Below are 16,744 nucleotides of genomic sequence, written 5' to 3' on the forward strand. Positions count from 1 at the left end.
CAGATGGATTATTCATCGGAACTGGAATCGGTAATAAGAAAGTATGACAGCTTGAAGATGCATTATTTCAATGAAAAGGGCAGAAGGGACCTTCTGATTGATCAGAAAGCAAAGCTGGAAGAAGCGCTGCAAAAAGTGTTGAACAACCTCGATGTGCTGGAACAGGTGAGGATACTGCTTCAAAAGGTATCCGAATATGCCCGGGAGCAGTCAAGGAGGCAGATAGAGTCTTTAGTTACCAACTGCTTACAGTTCATATTTGATATGAATATAGAGTTCAAAATAGAGATAGAGGAGGTCCGGGGCAGGCCGGAAGCGGAATTCTATGTAATAAGCAATATCAATGGGGAGGAAATTAAAACAAAACCCCAGGATGCAAGGGGCGGCGGGGTTATTGATATCATATCCCTGGCGATAAGGGTGGCGATGCTCCATTGCAGCAGCCTTGAGATAAGCGGACCTCTTATTTTGGATGAACCGGCAAAGCATGTGAGCGAGGATTATATAATCCAGGTAGCTGAGTTTCTCAAGCAGGTAAGCAGCATGTTCGACATGCAGGTGATAATGGTAACCCATAACAGGCACCTAAGTGAAATTGCCAACAAGGGTTACCGAGTCGGTATGATTGACGGAATAAGCCGTGTTTCAAATGATTCTTGACATAAAATTAGAATGAGTTTAAAATTAATCTATATTGTGTTGGCAGGATTTTTATAATAACAAATCTTGCCCACTTGTAGATAATGTGTTTAACTTTGTGTTTTGGTTTGGTAAGAAATACCGAAATTGTTATCCGACCAAAGTTATTTTAAATCCGTTATCTTAAGAAGCTTGTTAAATTTTGATATTTGGTAATTTGAGCATTGAAAACTGAATATTGAGGAGGTGTGTGCTATACCAGATTATATCATGATTTTATTGGGCTTGGGAGTTGGATTGATAATTGCAGTCTTTGCTTCATTTATAGCTTACAAGAAGGGTATAGAATACCGGAAGAGAGTAGCCGAAGCAGAAATAGGCAGTGCCGAACAGGAAGCCAAAAGGATGATCAGTGAAGCTCAGAGAATGGCAGAAAGCCGTAAGAGAGAGATAATGCTTGAGGCTAAGGAGGAAATCCACAAAAGCCGTGTGGAGCTGGAAAGGGAGATCCGGGAAAGAAGGAACGAACTTCAGAGAAATGAGAGAAGATTGGTTCAAAAAGAAGAATCCCTGGATAAGAAGATGGAATCCCTGGAGCAGAAGGATGAACTTCTGAATAAGAAGACCAAAGAGGTAAATGCTCTGCAGGAAAAGATCTCTGAGACTTACAGAAAACAGGTTGAGGAGCTGGAACGGATATCCGGGTTGACTGTGGAAGAGGCTAAGAACTATCTGCTTAAGAATGTGGAGAATGAAGTAAAGCATGAAGCGGCTTTACTGATAAAGGAGATTGAGGCAAAAGCTAAGGAAGAAGCAGACAGGAAAGCAAAGGAAATTATTGCGTATGCAATACAGAAATGTGCGGCAGACCATGTGTCTGAAACCACGGTTTCTGTTGTCCCACTGCCGAACGATGAGATGAAGGGTAGAATAATCGGCCGTGAAGGCAGGAATATCAGAACTCTCGAGACCTTGACAGGCATAGACCTGATTATCGATGATACCCCCGAGGCGGTTATTCTTTCAGGATTTGATCCGATAAGGAGAGAAGTTGCCAGGATAACCCTGGAAAAACTCATAGTAGATGGAAGAATACACCCTGCCAGAATCGAAGAGATGGTCGAAAAGGCTAAGAAGGAAGTGGAAAACACCATTCGCCAGGAGGGTGATCAGGCAACCTTTGAAACCGGAGTTCATGGCCTGCATCCTGAACTCATAAAGCTTCTTGGAAGATTGAAGTTCAGAACCAGTTATGGTCAGAGCGTACTGAATCACTCAAAGGAAGTTGCCTACCTCGCAGGATTCATGGCAGCAGAGTTGGGCCTGGATGTAAACCTTGCAAAGAGAGCAGGGTTGCTGCATGATATAGGCAAGGCCGTGGATCATGAGATGGAAGGATCCCATGTTACTATCGGTGCCGATCTTGCTAAGAAGTATAGAGAAGGAAATGAAGTGATAAATGCTATTCTGGCTCACCATGGTGATGTAGAGCCGACATCGATAATTTCAATTCTGGTACAGGCAGCTGATTCGATATCTGCTGCAAGGCCTGGTGCGAGAAGGGAAACGCTGGAATCTTACATCAAGCGTATTGAAAAGCTTGAAGAGATAGCAAATTCGTTCCCTGGAGTGGAAAAGAGCTTTGCTATACAGGCGGGAAGAGAAGTAAGGATAATTATTAAACCCGATGAAGTTTCGGATGATGAGATGGTTATCAAAGCCCGGGAAATAGTCAAAAAGATTGAGAGTGAACTGGAATATCCAGGACAAATAAAGGTAAATCTTATAAGGGAAACAAGATCTGTTGAATATGCAAAATAATAAAATTGTAATAATAAAAAGCGTGGCAACACGCTTTTTATTATGCCCGAAAGTGGCAAGTAAAAAATTCTCTCTTTATGAATATAAATATGTATAAATGAGTGAATATTAGATATATATTTTCTGATATAATTATTTTGTTGACTTACGACTGCTTCAACCGGCAACGGTGATATGGCCGGCTATGTTATACGGCTTAACACCTATAGTTTTAATTAATCATAACCGAACCCGGCTGATGTGTTTAGAATGGAGGATATTTTGAAGGTTTTATTTATCGGAGATATTGTTGGAAATCCCGGAAGAAAAACTGTCCGGGAAGTTCTTGCGGATTTGAAAAAAGAACTGCAGTTTGATTTTTGCATAGCAAATTCGGAAAACGCTGCGGGAGGCAGAGGGATCACATATGTCGTTGCCCAGGAAATTTACAAAATGGGTGTGGACGTAATCACCCTGGGAAACCATGCCTGGTCCAAAAGCGAAGTATTGAATTTTATTGATACAGACCCCAGGATAATCAGACCTGCCAATTATCCGGAGGGACTCCCCGGAAAAGGTTCATTAGTATACAGCAATGGCAAGTCAAAAATAGGAGTATTGAACTTATTAGGCCGTGTATATATGGACAGCGTGGATTGTCCTTTCAGGACGGCGGACAGAGAACTGGCGTATCTGAAGAATCTTGCCAAGGTAATAATTGTAGATATGCATGCGGAGGCAACTTCCGAAAAATGTGCGCTGGCGTGGTATCTTGACGGCAAGGTAAGCTGCGTGCTGGGTACCCATACCCATGTTCAGACCGCCGATGAGAGGATTTTACCCTTTGGAACGGCATATATTACCGATGTCGGAATGACAGGCCCATATGAAGGTATCATAGGGGTGGACAGAAAAATAATCATTGATAAATTTATTACCCATATGCCTGCAAGGTTTGAGGTGGCAAAAGGGGCTACCCAATTTAATGCGGTATCTGTTGAAATCGATGAAAATACCGGAAAGGCGCTGAAAATTGATAGGATTTCAAGAATTGTAGATTAATGGACATCGGTTCGAGATTATTACAATTGCTAAGCTTATTTTCTAAAATTTAGATGCAAAAAAAGGATTTCATAACTTTTTGTAGAATTATTAACGCATAATATATTGGGGGGTAAGCTTTATGGATGTATTAAAGGTCTCAGCAAAGTCCAATCCAAATTCTATTGCAGGTGCTTTAGCAGGAGTAATCAGAGAGAGAGGAACTGCTGAAATACAAGCGATTGGCGCTGGAGCTCTTAATCAGGCTGTTAAGGCAGTTGCAATTGCAAGAGGTTTTGTTGCACCATCTGGAATGGAATTGATTTGTATACCGGCTTTTACCGATATACAAATAGATGGTGAAGAGAGAACAGCAATAAAACTAATAGTAGAACCAAGAAGATAGATATATTATTGGACGCTATTATAAAGCTTATATCTGTTGTATACTACATATTATCTCATTTTCATTTTAAGCACATTGGTGCTTTTTTTATGTTGTTTTATGCCTGCTGCGGTGGAGGACCTCATGTCCGGAATGCAGTGAATGAGTACGGATCATTGCAGCGGATTGCTATATAATATTGAGTGCGAATCTTTTATATGGTATCATCATTATGAACATAAACGGGAGGTAACAGCTTTTGAAAAAAACCTGGCTTGACAATCCAAATATCGAATACGTAGAAAAGGACGGGCTCGGGTATTTGCAGTTTGCAAACCTAAGCAAATACAAAAACATCATCAACCATTGTTTTACAACCAGAAACGGTGGTGTAAGCAGGGATGAGTGTTCTACATTGAATATGAGCTTTGGCAGGAATGACTCAAGAGAAAATGTTCTTGAGAATTACAGAAGGGTATCAAAAGTCCTGGGCATAAAATGCGAAAATATGGTTCTTTCAAACCAGGTTCATGATAATAGGATTCGCATTGTTGACGAAAAGGACAGAGGAAAAGGGATAACAAGGGAAAGTGATATTATAGGCTTTGACGGCCTGGCTACCAAAGCGCGGGAAGTTGCCCTGGTGACATTTTATGCAGATTGCGTCCCGGTTTTTTTCTTAGACCCGATAGAAAAGGCAATAGCCGTATCCCATTCAGGATGGCGTGGAACGGTCAAAAAAATTGCAGAAGAGACGGTAAAGGTCATGAGCAGTAATTTTGGAAGCCGACTGGAAAATATTGTGGTTGCCATAGGTCCGTCCATTGGTAAATGTTGCTTTGAAACCGGAGAGGAAGTGTACCGGGAATTTATTAATAAACTCGCCTGGAGCAAGGAATACTGTATAAAAACCGGTGACGAAAAGTGGCATATTAATCTTCAGGGAATAATAAAGAGGACTTTAGAAAATGCCGGACTAAGAGAAGAGAATATCTGTGTGGCGGATATTTGCACCAAGTGCAATAAAGATACTTTCTTTTCCCACAGGGGAGATAACGGCAGAACAGGGAGCCTTGCGGCAATCCTTCAGCTTATATAACAGGAGATGCTATGCGTAGAGTTAGGATAATTTTGCTGGCAGCCATTATTTTTTTATTATCAGCTTGCTCAGGTTATAACGGATATGAAGCCGACGATTCACAGGGAATATTTCAAAAGCATGCCGTCGCAGAGAACGGAGTCAAGGATTCCGGCCCTGTAAAAGGCGGGGTTCTGAATCTGTTTTCTACTAAGCCGGATACATTGAATCCTTTGCTTACGAGGAATGTTTATGTGAAGGACTTTCTAGGTCTGATTTTTGAAGGTCTTTTCCGGCTGAACAGGGATCAGAAGCCTGTACCGGTGCTGGCAGATAATTGGGAAGTCACCGATGACGGATTGGTATGGACAATACAAACAAAGGATGGTGTTCTGTGGCATGATGGCATGCCACTTACAGCCCATGATGTCCATTTTACTCTGGAGGCAATTCAAAACGGAGGAATAAATTCAATTTATAAAAAGAATGTGGAAAACATTGCCGCATTCACTGTCATTGACCGCAAGACGTTGCGTATTTTTCTGAAAGAGCCTGACTCTTTCTTCCTGGAGCGTCTGACTTTTCCTGTTTTGCCCGGCCACTATTTTATGGGGGAGGATGTCAAGTCCCTTGATTCGGCAAAAAATATGTCCCCCCTTGGAACCGGTCCCTATAAGTATGTTTCAGGTGGTGGGACAGACCAAATAAAGCTTGTTGCCAATGAAAAGTGGTGGAATTCTGAAAATGAGGAAAATCCTGAACTCAGCTTGCCTTACATACAGGAAATAGATATCAAAGTGTATGACAGTGAGAAGGACGCGCTGAGTGCCTTTCAGACCGGAGAAATTGATGTGATGCCGGTGCAGACAGGAGGCTTTGTAAAATATAGCCGGAGATCCGACATCAATATCATCAAATATACTGATACCAACTATGAGTTCATAGCCATGAATCTGGAGAATCCGGTATTGGGCAATAAAGCGGTCAGGCAAGCGATAGCCTACTCCATTGACAAGACAGCCCTGATCAATGAGGTCATACCGGGAGAAGCCGTGGCGACGGATATTCCCATAATACCCTACACATGGCTGAACAACACCAATGTTCTTTCTTATACTCCCGACAAGGCATTGGCGAGGGAGATACTGGCAAAGGACGGATGGGTTGAAGAAAACGGTATCTTTTGCAAGAGGATTGAAGGTAAAAAAAGGTACCTGAAATTCGAGCTTATGGTGAATAAATACAACAAGACGAGAAGCAGCATTGCGCAGGAAATCAGCAAACAGCTGAAGGATGTTGGAATAGAGATTTCGGTGCTCAGCCTGGACTGGGAAGAAGAAATGAACAAGGTGAGCTCCGGAAAGTTCGATATGGCACTTATGGGGTACAGGGTGGCTTCGGTTCCGGATGTGTCCTTTGCGTATGCCTCTGTGGAGGCAGCGGCAGGTTTTAATGTGTCCAGGTATAAAAATCAGCTGGTGGATATCTATCTCGGGCAGATAAAAAAGGAGATGGATCCGGACAGCAAGAAAGCCTTATTCCTTAATATGAAAAACATCATTATCGACGAGGTGCCCCATATAGGCTTGTATTTTTACAACAGCGCTGTATTATACAGCAAAAGAATCAAGGGTGAAATTTCGCCCTATGTGTGGAACAGGTATGATGATATTGTAAGGTGGTATATCCCGGAGAAACTGTGAAAGTTGTTTTTAAATTTAGTTGCGGAGGAATTTCATATGTACTGGTTTTTAATAATCGTGTTGATAGTAGCATTGGATCAGGTTACTAAATTTGCCATTGAAAGCAGCATAGAATTCGGTGGAGCAATACCTGTAATAGACAATTTCTTTTACATAGCCCATTGGAAAAATACAGGTGCCGCATGGGGAATATTTCAGGACGGAAAAGCGCTCCTGATTCCTCTGACCATGATAATATCCCTGGTGCTGGTTTATTATCTGTATAAAGGAGAGAATAAAATAATGCGGCTTTCTCTTTCTTTCATAATCGGCGGTGCTGCCGGAAATCTGATCGATAGGATATGGAGAACCGGTGTGGTGGACTTTTTTGAATTTCACTTCGGCTCTTACCAATTTCCGATTTTCAATGTGGCTGATACCTTTGTGGTTACCGGCACTGCTATTTTGGCCTACTATATGCTTTTTATATATAAAGAGAAGGATACTAATCCTTCTTCTGAAAAACTGCGGGGTAACGATGGTTATAATGAACCATAAATCCGAAGATATTAATTATATGTAAAATACTATAAAAGTGAAAGATATTAAAAAAAGATGAAAATTAAAAGAAGAATATAAAGGATATAAAAGAAAATATAAAAAAGAAAGATATAAAGAGAAGGACGATTCGATGGAAGAAATCAATCTGATAGCTGATGAAAATGATATACGGCTGGATGTCTGGTTGTCCGGCAAACTGGAGAAATGTTCGAGAAGCTTTATACAAAAGCTCATAGACGAAGGCATGGTGCAAGTTAATGGCAGGAACAAAAAGTCTAATTATAAAATAAAGGCCGGAGATGAGATACATGTCAAAATTCCTGAGCCTGAAGTCCTTGACGTGAAGCCTGAAGAAATCAAGCTTGATATACTATATGAGGATGATGACCTCATTGTTGTCAACAAGCCCAAAGGAATGGTGGTCCATCCGGCAGCGGGCAATTTTTCGGGAACTCTTGTAAATGCTCTTATGGCTTACTGCGGAGAAAGCCTTTCCGATATAAACGGAATCATACGGCCTGGGATAGTGCACAGGATCGATAAGGATACTTCGGGAATCTTGGTGGTGGCAAAAAACAACATAGCTCATGAAAAGCTTTCATCCATGTTAAAAAAACATGATATAAAAAGAATTTATATAGCTGTGGTTGAGGGAATAATAAGAGAGGAGCAAGGAAAAATTGATGCTCCCATAGGAAGGCATCCTGTGGAGCGCAAAAAAATGGCTGTAAATCTTAAGAACGGCAGGAGAGCAGTTACGCATTTCCGGGTGCTGGAGAGGTTCAAAGATGCAACTTATATACAGGTGGAGCTGGAAACCGGCAGAACACACCAGATAAGGGTGCACATGTCCTATATAGGTCACCCTATTATAGGTGATGAGGTTTATGGCAGGAAAAAGCAAAGATTCGACATCAAAGGACAGGCTCTTCATGCAAAAGTGCTGGGGTTTGTGCATCCTGTAAAAAACGAATATATGGAGTTCGAAGCAGAACCACCCGAATACTTTAATACACTGCTGGAAACATTGAGAAAAAATGCTGGACAATTATGATGAATTATGGTAATCTATATTAAATTAATAATATAACCTTTTAATTAGTCCAGAGAGGCGATAAAGGTATGGATTGCTCAAACGGTTAGCAGGCCGGTTTTGACCTGTTATTATGTGAACTTGCACATGACTTCTTGCCCTCGGGTAAGAAGTTTTTTTGATATTACCGATATTATCATATCAATGAGAGGTGTCGCTATGAAGGATAAAGCTGAAATAATGGATGAAAATGCAATGGCGAGAGCTTTGACACGGATATCCCATGAGATTATTGAAAAGAATAAAGGTGTCGAGGAATTAGTGCTGATTGGTATACAAAGGCGGGGAGTGCCGCTGGCCAAAAGAATAGCACGGAAAATATCGGAAGTGGAAGGTTCTGAAGTTCCGGTAGGTATTTTGGATATTACCCTCTACAGGGACGACCTTAGCCTGCTTGCAGAGCATCCTATTATAAATGGTACGGAAATCAATTTTTCCATCACCGACAAAAAGATCGTCCTGGTGGATGATGTCATTTATACCGGCAGAACCGTCCGGGCTGCGATAGACGCACTGATGGACATCGGCAGGCCAAAGATGATACAGCTGGCAGTGCTTATCGACAGAGGCCACAGGGAACTTCCTATACGGCCGGATTATGTAGGCAAAAACGTACCTACATCAAAGAACGAAATAATCAATGTAAAAGTAACGGAAATAGATGGACAGAACGCTGTGACAATAAGCGACATGGATCATTAATCTTTCATATTGCCGCTTAAATCACGACGCAAATCGGAATTTTCAATCAACCAATATAGGAGTGAGAACATAATGTTCCTGGAATCAAAGGATTTACTTGGACTTAAAGATCTATCAGCGGAAGAAATCATGTACATCTTGGATACGGCAAAAACAATGAAGCATATACTGACCTCAAAAAATAAAAAGGCACCGCACCTGCAGGGAAAAACCATCGTTACTCTGTTTCATGAAAACAGCACCAGGACACGGTTGTCCTTTGAACTCGCATCGAAGTACCTGAGTGCCAACACAGCCAACATAGCTGCTTCGTCCAGCAGCATAGCAAAAGGTGAAACACTGATAGACACCGGAAGGACTATCGATAGTATGGGGTGTGATGTCATTGTAATGAGACACCCTATGTCCGGGGCACCGCACCTTCTTGCACGGCATGTCAAGGCTTCGGTGATCAATGCCGGCGACGGTATGAATGAGCATCCTACCCAGGCTTTGCTGGACATGTTCACAATAATGGAAAAGAAAGGTACCCTGAAAGGTTTAAAAGTTGCAATTATAGGTGATATTTACCACAGTAGGGTGGCAAGAAGCAATATTTGGGGAATGACAAAACTGGGAGCTGAAGTTTTGGTAGCCGGTCCTGCCACACTTTTGCCGCCGGGGATGGAAAACATGGGGGTAAAGGTGTACAACACCATCCAGGAAGCTTTGATTGATGCCGATGTCGTGATGGGGTTAAGAATACAGAGGGAAAGGCAAAAAAGCGGATTATTCCCTACTTTGCGTGAATACTCGAAATTTTTTGGCCTGGATGACAAACGTTTGAAGTTTGCCAAGGATGATGCATTGGTTCTTCACCCTGGGCCGGTGAACCGGGGAGTGGAGTTCTCATCCGGCGTAGTTGATGGAGACCAGTCCCTGATAAATGAACAGGTAACTAACGGGGTTGCTGTGAGAATGGCGCTTTTGTACCTTTTGACAAGGAGGAATAGCATTGAGAATATTAATTAAAAATGGTCATGTCATAGACCTGGCAACGAAATTGAACGGTGTTTACGATGTGATGATTGAAGACGGCAGGGTGGTTGAAATAGCCAGGGATCTCGATATCACCAACGGAGAGCTTATAGATGCGGAAGGCAAATATGTACTGCCGGGTCTCGTGGATGCCCACTGCCATTTGAGGGATCCCGGTTTTGAATATAAGGAAGATATAGAATCCGGAACCAGAAGCGCAGCTAAAGGCGGTTTCACATCGATAGCATGCATGCCCAACACCAATCCGGTTATAGATAATGAGGCCATGGTAAAATACATTATAAACAAAGCTAAAACCGACGGGGTAGTCAATGTATTTCCCATCGGAAGCATAAGTAAAGGGCAGAAAGGCGAGGAGTTGTCAGAAATCGGTGAGCTTAAGTTTGCGGGTGCTGTTGCCATTTCTGATGACGGTAGGCCGGTGGCAAGTTCATCGCTGATGAAAAAAGCTCTTCAGTATGCATCAATGTTTGACATGACAGTCATTTCTCATTGCGAGGACCCGGACTTGTCCGATGCAGGAGTTATGAATGAGGGTACCCAATCCACCCTTCTTGGTTTGAAAGGTATTCCGTCCGCAGCAGAGGAAGTGATGGTGGCAAGAGATCTGATCCTTGCCGAGTATACTAAAACGCCTATTCACATCGCCCATGTCAGCACCGAGCTGTCCGTGGATCTGATACGCCATGCCAAAAAGAGAGGAGTAAAGGTTACGGCGGAAACCTGCCCCCATTATTTTTCCCTGACCGAAAAGGCATGTGACGGCTTCAACACCCTCGCCAAAGTCAATCCTCCATTAAGGACAAGCAGGGATGTGGAGGCTGTGATTGAAGGCCTGAAAGATGGCACCATAGATATCATTGCAACAGACCACGCTCCCCACCATATGGATGAGAAGGAGGTTGAGTTTGACTTGGCAGCCAACGGGATGGTAGGCTTTGAAACGGCTCTCCCTCTGGTGATAACCTATCTTGTAAAGCCGGGCCATCTCACTTTGGAGAATGTGGTGGAAAAGATGTGCGTGAATCCTTCCAGGATACTGGGCCTTAACAAAGGCACCATAGAAATTGGAAAACCGGCTGATCTAATCATAGTGGACACCGATGAAGTAAATACGGTGGATGTTCAGAAATTTGCATCCAAGAGCAAAAATTCGCCTTTCGATGGATATAAGTTAAGCGGCGCAGTCTACTGCACCATTGTAGGAGGAAAGGTAGTAGTGAGGGAAAAAGTGCTGCTTTATTAGGATTTTGCGCTTCCCTCGCGTAAGAGTTTTTCAATAATTAAGCCTGGTTGACCCGGGTGGAGTTTGTGCAGTTTTGCCTGGTGGCGGCAAATTATAAACTGTGCCTCAATAAAACACTATTCAAAGGAGAATCTTATGTTTATAGATACATTGATAGATAAAGTCATAGAAAAGAACAATCCTTCGGTGGTAGGTCTTGACCCAAAGCTGGAATATATACCGGAACATATTAAAAAAGCAGAATTTGATCAATACGGTATGAATTTGAAAGCTGCTGCAGAAGCGATACTGAAATTTAACCGGAGCATTATTGATGCGACTTACGATATTGTACCTGCGGTGAAGCTTCAACTGGCGTGTTACGAGATGTATGGCCTGGAAGGGATAAGGGTTTTTAATGAAACGGCAAATTACGCAAAGCAAAAAGGCCTGCTGGTGATAGCTGACGGTAAAAGGAATGATATAGGAAGCACAGCGGAAGCTTATTCTGCTGCTTTCCTGGGAAGTACCCCTTTGATGGGCGAAGCTTCGGAGACCGCCTTCGGTGCGGATGCCTTGACGGTAAATCCATATTTGGGAATAGACGGGATAAAGCCTTTCTTGAACGATTGCAGAAAATATGAAAAAGGGATTTTTGTCCTGGTAAAGACATCCAACAAATCTTCCGGGCAGATTCAGGACTTGTTAACTGCGACCGGAAAAAGCATGTATGAGATAGTTGCCGAGTATGTGGTGGAGTGGGGGAAAAATTTAAAAGGAAAATATGGCTACAGCAGCGTTGGAGCTGTGGTAGGAGCTACATATCCTAATCAGGCTAAGATACTGAGGAGAATAATGAAGGAAGTGTATCTGCTGGTGCCAGGCTATGGTGCTCAGGGAGGTACTGCCAGGGATGTGGCCCACTCCTTCAACAGCGACGGACTCGGAGCGCTGGTTAATGCCTCCAGGAGCATTATGTGCGCTTACCAGTCCGATATGTGGAAGGATACATACGATGAAACTCATTTTGCTGAAGCTTCAAGGGCGGAAGCCATAAGAATGAGGGATGAAATAAATGATGCAATCGGCAAAAAATAACTGCCGGTTGCAATTTTAACGAGGTGGTGTTTTATGAAAGCGATTCTGGCATTGGAAGATGGAACTATCTTTCATGGAAACAGTTTTGGTATAGATGGGGAAGTTATCGGTGAGATCGTATTCAATACTGGTATGACAGGATACCAGGAAGTTCTTACGGACCCCTCTTACTGCGGACAGATTGTCGCCATGACTTATCCTTTGATAGGCAACTATGGGATAAATCTGGAGGATATGGAGTCCAGCAAACCTCAGGTAAGGGGTTTTATTGTAAGGGAGCTTTGCAGCAACCCAAGTAATTGGAGATCAGTGGAGACTCTGGGGGCTTATCTGAAAAAGAACAATATTATCGGCATAGAAGGTATAGATACCAGAGAGCTCACAAGAATCCTAAGGGATAAAGGTACTATGAAAGGCATCATTTCCACAGATGTGAATTTCAATTTTGATGCCAGGGTGGAGGAAATCAAGGCTTATGTGACTGAAATGCCTGTGTACCAGGTGACGACCAGAGAAGTTATACATTATGAAGGCAGCGGTTTTCGGGTGGCACTCCTGGATTATGGCATAAAGCAGAACATCATCCGGTCGCTGCTGAAAAGAAACTGCGAGGTGTATGTTTTTCCCGCATGGACCAAAGCCGAGGATATATTGGCGGTAAATCCCGACGGAATAATGCTTTCCAATGGTCCGGGAGATCCGAAAGACTGCAAGGATGAGATAAATACCATAAAGCAATTGATGGGCAAAAAACCTATTTTCGGAATATGCCTTGGACACCAGCTAACCGCTCTCGCCAGCAATGCAGACACTACGAGGCTGAAATACGGCCACAGAGGCTGCAATCATCCTGTAAAGGATATCAAAAAAGATCTTACCTATATAACATCACAAAATCATGGATATACCATTGTTGAAGATTCCCTGGACAAAAACAGAATGGAAGTAAGCCATATAAATATGAATGACGGTACAATTGAAGGTATAAGATACAAGGATATGCCGGTGTTTACCGTGCAATTCCATCCTGAGGCTTCTCCGGGTCCAGCTGATACTGCATATCTGTTTGATGAATTCATGGAATTAATGAAAAAATTCAAAAATCAGCTTTGTCAATCCGGTAATTGGAATGGAGGTATATAGTATATGCCTAAGCGCAATGACATAAAGAAAGTGCTTGTCATCGGTTCAGGACCGATTATAATCGGGCAGGCGGCAGAATTTGATTATGCCGGCACTCAGGCCTGCCGCGCCTTGAAAGAGGAAAATATTGAGGTGGTGCTGGTAAACAGCAACCCGGCTACCATAATGACCGACACAGATATAGCTGACAATGTCTATATAGAACCACTCAATGTGGAAGTGCTGAAGAAAATAATACTGAAAGAAAAACCCGACAGCATCCTTCCCACATTGGGAGGACAGACAGGTCTTAACCTTGCCATGGAGATCGCGGAGAGCGGATTTTTGGAGGAGCATGGAGTAAAACTGCTGGGGACCGCTACCGAAGCCATCAAAATGGCGGAGGACCGCCAGGCGTTCAAGGATACCATGGAGAGAATTGGTGAGCCCTGTATTGCCAGCAAGGTTGTGAACAATATAGAAGATGCCCTGGCTTTTGCTGAAGAAATAGGTTATCCGGTCATAGTAAGGCCGGCATATACCCTTGGAGGTACCGGCGGAGGTATAGCTTACGGGAGGGAGGAACTCTCGGAAATCGGAAGTACCGGACTTAGGCTGAGCAGGGTTCATCAGGTATTGATAGAAAAATGCATCGCTGGCTGGAAGGAAATAGAATATGAGGTTATACGGGATGGAAAGGGAAATGTTATTACGGTATGCAACATGGAGAATATAGATCCGGTGGGCGTCCATACGGGAGACAGCATAGTGGTGGCTCCTTCCCAGACCCTGACGGACAAGGAATACCAGATGCTCCGTTCTGCATCCCTTAAGATAATTTCCGCCCTGGGAATCGAAGGAGGCTGCAATGTTCAGTTTGCTTTGCATCCCACCAGCTTTGAATATGCAGTTATTGAGGTAAACCCAAGGGTGAGCCGTTCATCAGCTCTGGCGTCCAAAGCCACAGGCTATCCCATAGCGAAGGTTGCCACTAAGATCGCCATCGGCTATGGATTGGACGAGATAAAAAATGCTGTTACAGGGCAGACCTATGCATGCTTTGAACCAGCGCTGGATTATGTGGTGGTAAAGATACCCAAATGGCCTTTTGACAAATTTGTGAAGGCAAAAAGGACCCTGGGAACACAGATGAAGGCTACCGGCGAAGTAATGGCCATAAGCAGTTCCTTTGAAGCCGCTCTTATGAAGGCTATCCGGTCGGTGGAGCTGGGAATTTTCACCCTTGAGCAGGAGATGTACAAAAAGTACTGTGATGACGACATAAGAGAAAAACTGAAGGAAATAAACGATGAAAGGATATTTATCATAGCCGAAGCCTTGAGAAGAGGAATACCTGCGGAGGAGATACATGAGATTACAAAAATAGACCATTTCTTTCTCTGGAAGATAAACGAACTGGTGCAGATGGAAGAATCCTTGAAGAAGCTCTCATTAGAGGATTTGACGCCGGAGTTCTTGAAGAGGGCGAAAAAATTGGGTTTCACCGATGCAATAATCGCAAGATACATCCGGTGCGATAAGAAAGACATCAAGCGGCTGCGAATGGAACATGGCATAAAAGCATCCTATAAGATGGTTGATACTTGCGCCGCAGAGTTTGAAGCGAAGACACCTTACTATTATTCTTCTTATGACGAAAGATCCGAAGTAAAGCCCTCCGACAGAAAAAAAGTTCTCGTCATCGGCTCAGGGCCGATACGGATAGGTCAAGGAATAGAATTCGACTACTGCTCGGTGCATTCGGTATGGGCTTTAAGGGACGAGGGATATGAGACCATAATAGCCAACAACAACCCTGAGACAGTAAGCACTGATTTTGACACTTCTGACAAGCTTTATTTTGAACCTCTTACTCCGGAAGACGTGGAAAATATAGTGGAGACCGAAAAGCCCACCGGAGCTATTGTGCAGTTCGGAGGCCAGACAGCGATAAAGCTCACCAGGACGCTGGATGAACTGGGAGTTAAAATATTCGGCACAGAGCCTAAGTATATAGATGCAGCGGAAGACAGGGAAAAATTTGATGAAATGCTGGAGCAGTTAGGCATACCGAGGCCTAAGGGAAGAACCATATTTACCCTGGATGAGGCATTGGAGGCAGCCAATGAGCTGGGGTATCCCGTACTTGTCCGGCCTTCCTATGTCCTCGGCGGGCAGGGCATGGAAATTGCATATAATGACAAGGATATCACCGAATTTATGGAGATCATAAACAGGACAAAGCAGGAGCATCCGATTCTCATTGATAAATACATGATGGGAAAGGAAATTGAGGTGGATGCTATCTGCGACGGTGAAGACATACTGATTCCGGGAATAATGGAGCATGTGGAAAGAGCAGGAGTCCATTCCGGGGACAGCATATCGGTATATCCTCCTCAGACTATAGACGGCAAAACCCAGGAAGTTATCGTGGAGTATACCCGTAAGCTGGCCAGAGCGCTGCATGTGGTGGGCCTGGTGAATATACAGTATGTGCTGTATAACGATACTCTGTATGTGATAGAAGTCAATCCCCGTTCCAGCAGAACCGTACCTTATATCAGCAAGGTGACAGGGATACCTATGGTGAAAATGGCCACAAAAATAATGATGGGTAAGAAGCTTAAGGATTTTGAATTTGGTACAGGGTTATACAAGGAATCCGGTTATGTAGCGGTAAAAGTTCCCGTTTTTTCCTTTGAAAAGCTGCATGATGTGGATATCAGCTTAGGCCCTGAAATGAAATCCACCGGGGAAGTCCTGGGCATAGCAAAGAACTTCCATGAAGCCTTGTATAAAGGAATTATCGCTTCGGGCATGAAACTTCCCAGGAACGGTGGGGATATTCTTATGACGGTCCGGGATACGGATAAACTGGAACTGGTGCCTATAGCAGAAGGTTTTGAAAAACTGGGATTTAAGCTCTGGGCCACAGGCAAAACGGCAAAGACGCTGAACGCCCACGGCGTTGCCACAAATGCTGTAAGGAAAATTGATGAAGGGGAGAATAACATACTGGATCTCATACAGTCCGGCAAGGTTGTCCTGGTGATCAATACCCCTACCAGGGGTAGAAAACCCGACAGGGATGGTTTTAAAATCCGGCGCAAGGCTGTGGAAATGTCAATACCGTGCCTGACTTCTCTGGACACGGCAAAAGCGGTACTGGAATGCTTGAAGCTGGGCAGGGATGAAAGGGATTTTGACGTGGTTAACATTAGAGTATTCCAACAGGAGTAACAAAGAGTAAGTTTATCCTTACCTGCCATAATTCAAA

Annotated in this window: 14 protein-coding genes; all 14 read left to right on the forward strand. The window is 43.4% G+C overall.

Annotation, left to right across the window (positions count from 1 at the left end; all coding sequences use genetic code 11):
- Window positions 1-3: 3 nt before the first annotated feature.
- On the forward strand, window positions 4-660 hold the full coding sequence (locus CDO33_RS07615) for an ATPase (protein ID WP_103080646.1): 657 nt from the start codon (window positions 4-6) through the stop codon (window positions 658-660).
- A 249-nt stretch (window positions 661-909) separates the two neighbouring features.
- Window positions 910-2,460 carry a ribonuclease Y gene (gene rny, locus CDO33_RS07620; protein WP_103080647.1) on the forward strand — a complete coding sequence of 517 codons (1,551 nt, stop codon included), beginning with the start codon at window positions 910-912 and terminating at the stop codon, window positions 2,458-2,460.
- 261 nt (window positions 2,461-2,721) lie between these two features.
- Complete coding sequence (locus CDO33_RS07625; protein ID WP_103080648.1) at window positions 2,722-3,501, forward strand: TIGR00282 family metallophosphoesterase; 780 nt, start codon at window positions 2,722-2,724, stop codon at window positions 3,499-3,501.
- A 121-nt stretch (window positions 3,502-3,622) separates the two neighbouring features.
- Entirely contained in the window at window positions 3,623-3,886 is a 264-nt protein-coding gene (locus tag CDO33_RS07630; protein WP_103080649.1) for a stage V sporulation protein S, read from the forward strand.
- 238 nt (window positions 3,887-4,124) lie between these two features.
- Window positions 4,125-4,964, forward strand: coding sequence for a peptidoglycan editing factor PgeF (pgeF, locus tag CDO33_RS07635; protein WP_103080650.1), 840 nt, complete (start codon window positions 4,125-4,127; stop codon window positions 4,962-4,964).
- An 11-nt stretch (window positions 4,965-4,975) separates the two neighbouring features.
- A complete protein-coding gene (locus CDO33_RS07640) occupies window positions 4,976-6,646 on the forward strand; it encodes a peptide ABC transporter substrate-binding protein (RefSeq protein ID WP_103080651.1) in 1,671 nt (556 codons plus the stop codon).
- A 36-nt stretch (window positions 6,647-6,682) separates the two neighbouring features.
- The gene (lspA, locus tag CDO33_RS07645) at window positions 6,683-7,183 is read left to right on the forward strand and encodes a signal peptidase II (RefSeq protein WP_103080652.1); all 501 of its coding nucleotides are present in this window, start codon (window positions 6,683-6,685) and stop codon (window positions 7,181-7,183) included.
- Window positions 7,184-7,316: 133 nt separating this feature from the next.
- Window positions 7,317-8,240 carry an RluA family pseudouridine synthase gene (locus CDO33_RS07650; protein WP_103080653.1) on the forward strand — a complete coding sequence of 308 codons (924 nt, stop codon included), beginning with the start codon at window positions 7,317-7,319 and terminating at the stop codon, window positions 8,238-8,240.
- Window positions 8,241-8,438: 198 nt separating this feature from the next.
- On the forward strand, window positions 8,439-8,981 hold the full coding sequence (gene pyrR / locus CDO33_RS07655; protein WP_103080654.1) for a bifunctional pyr operon transcriptional regulator/uracil phosphoribosyltransferase PyrR: 543 nt from the start codon (window positions 8,439-8,441) through the stop codon (window positions 8,979-8,981).
- A gap of 72 nt (window positions 8,982-9,053) precedes the next feature.
- Window positions 9,054-9,992: an aspartate carbamoyltransferase catalytic subunit gene (locus CDO33_RS07660; protein ID WP_103080655.1), complete on the forward strand. Its 939-nt coding sequence runs from the start codon at window positions 9,054-9,056 to the stop codon at window positions 9,990-9,992.
- Window positions 9,976-11,265: a dihydroorotase gene (locus tag CDO33_RS07665; protein WP_103080656.1), complete on the forward strand. Its 1,290-nt coding sequence runs from the start codon at window positions 9,976-9,978 to the stop codon at window positions 11,263-11,265. The genes CDO33_RS07660 and CDO33_RS07665 overlap by 17 nt, the downstream gene beginning before the upstream one ends.
- Window positions 11,266-11,400: 135 nt before the next feature.
- Window positions 11,401-12,342 carry an orotidine-5'-phosphate decarboxylase gene (pyrF, locus tag CDO33_RS07670; protein WP_103080657.1) on the forward strand — a complete coding sequence of 314 codons (942 nt, stop codon included), beginning with the start codon at window positions 11,401-11,403 and terminating at the stop codon, window positions 12,340-12,342.
- A 33-nt stretch (window positions 12,343-12,375) separates the two neighbouring features.
- Window positions 12,376-13,485 (forward strand): carbamoyl phosphate synthase small subunit, encoded by a 1,110-nt coding sequence (locus CDO33_RS07675; protein ID WP_103080658.1) that lies wholly within the window; start codon window positions 12,376-12,378, stop codon window positions 13,483-13,485.
- Between the two features lie 3 nt (window positions 13,486-13,488).
- Window positions 13,489-16,707, forward strand: coding sequence for a carbamoyl-phosphate synthase large subunit (carB, locus tag CDO33_RS07680; RefSeq protein WP_103080659.1), 3,219 nt, complete (start codon window positions 13,489-13,491; stop codon window positions 16,705-16,707).
- Window positions 16,708-16,744: the final 37 nt, after the last annotated feature.

The organism is Clostridium thermosuccinogenes (assembly GCF_002896855.1).
In the GTDB taxonomy this organism is placed as follows: Bacteria; Bacillota; Clostridia; order Acetivibrionales; family DSM-5807; genus Pseudoclostridium; species Pseudoclostridium thermosuccinogenes.

What these genes read in the sequence shown, in the direction of transcription:
- CDO33_RS07615 (WP_103080646.1), top strand. Translation starts at nt 4, where the DNA reads ATGGATTATTCATCGGAACTGGAATCGGTAATAAGAAAGTATGACAGC.
- rny (WP_103080647.1), top strand. Translation starts at nt 910, where the DNA reads ATGATTTTATTGGGCTTGGGAGTTGGATTGATAATTGCAGTCTTTGCT.
- CDO33_RS07630 (WP_103080649.1), top strand. Translation starts at nt 3,623, where the DNA reads ATGGATGTATTAAAGGTCTCAGCAAAGTCCAATCCAAATTCTATTGCA.
- CDO33_RS07640 (WP_103080651.1), top strand. Translation starts at nt 4,976, where the DNA reads ATGCGTAGAGTTAGGATAATTTTGCTGGCAGCCATTATTTTTTTATTA.
- lspA (WP_103080652.1), top strand. Translation starts at nt 6,683, where the DNA reads ATGTACTGGTTTTTAATAATCGTGTTGATAGTAGCATTGGATCAGGTT.
- CDO33_RS07650 (WP_103080653.1), top strand. Translation starts at nt 7,317, where the DNA reads ATGGAAGAAATCAATCTGATAGCTGATGAAAATGATATACGGCTGGAT.
- pyrR (WP_103080654.1), top strand. Translation starts at nt 8,439, where the DNA reads ATGAAGGATAAAGCTGAAATAATGGATGAAAATGCAATGGCGAGAGCT.
- CDO33_RS07660 (WP_103080655.1), top strand. Translation starts at nt 9,054, where the DNA reads ATGTTCCTGGAATCAAAGGATTTACTTGGACTTAAAGATCTATCAGCG.
- pyrF (WP_103080657.1), top strand. Translation starts at nt 11,401, where the DNA reads ATGTTTATAGATACATTGATAGATAAAGTCATAGAAAAGAACAATCCT.
- CDO33_RS07675 (WP_103080658.1), top strand. Translation starts at nt 12,376, where the DNA reads ATGAAAGCGATTCTGGCATTGGAAGATGGAACTATCTTTCATGGAAAC.
- carB (WP_103080659.1), top strand. Translation starts at nt 13,489, where the DNA reads ATGCCTAAGCGCAATGACATAAAGAAAGTGCTTGTCATCGGTTCAGGA.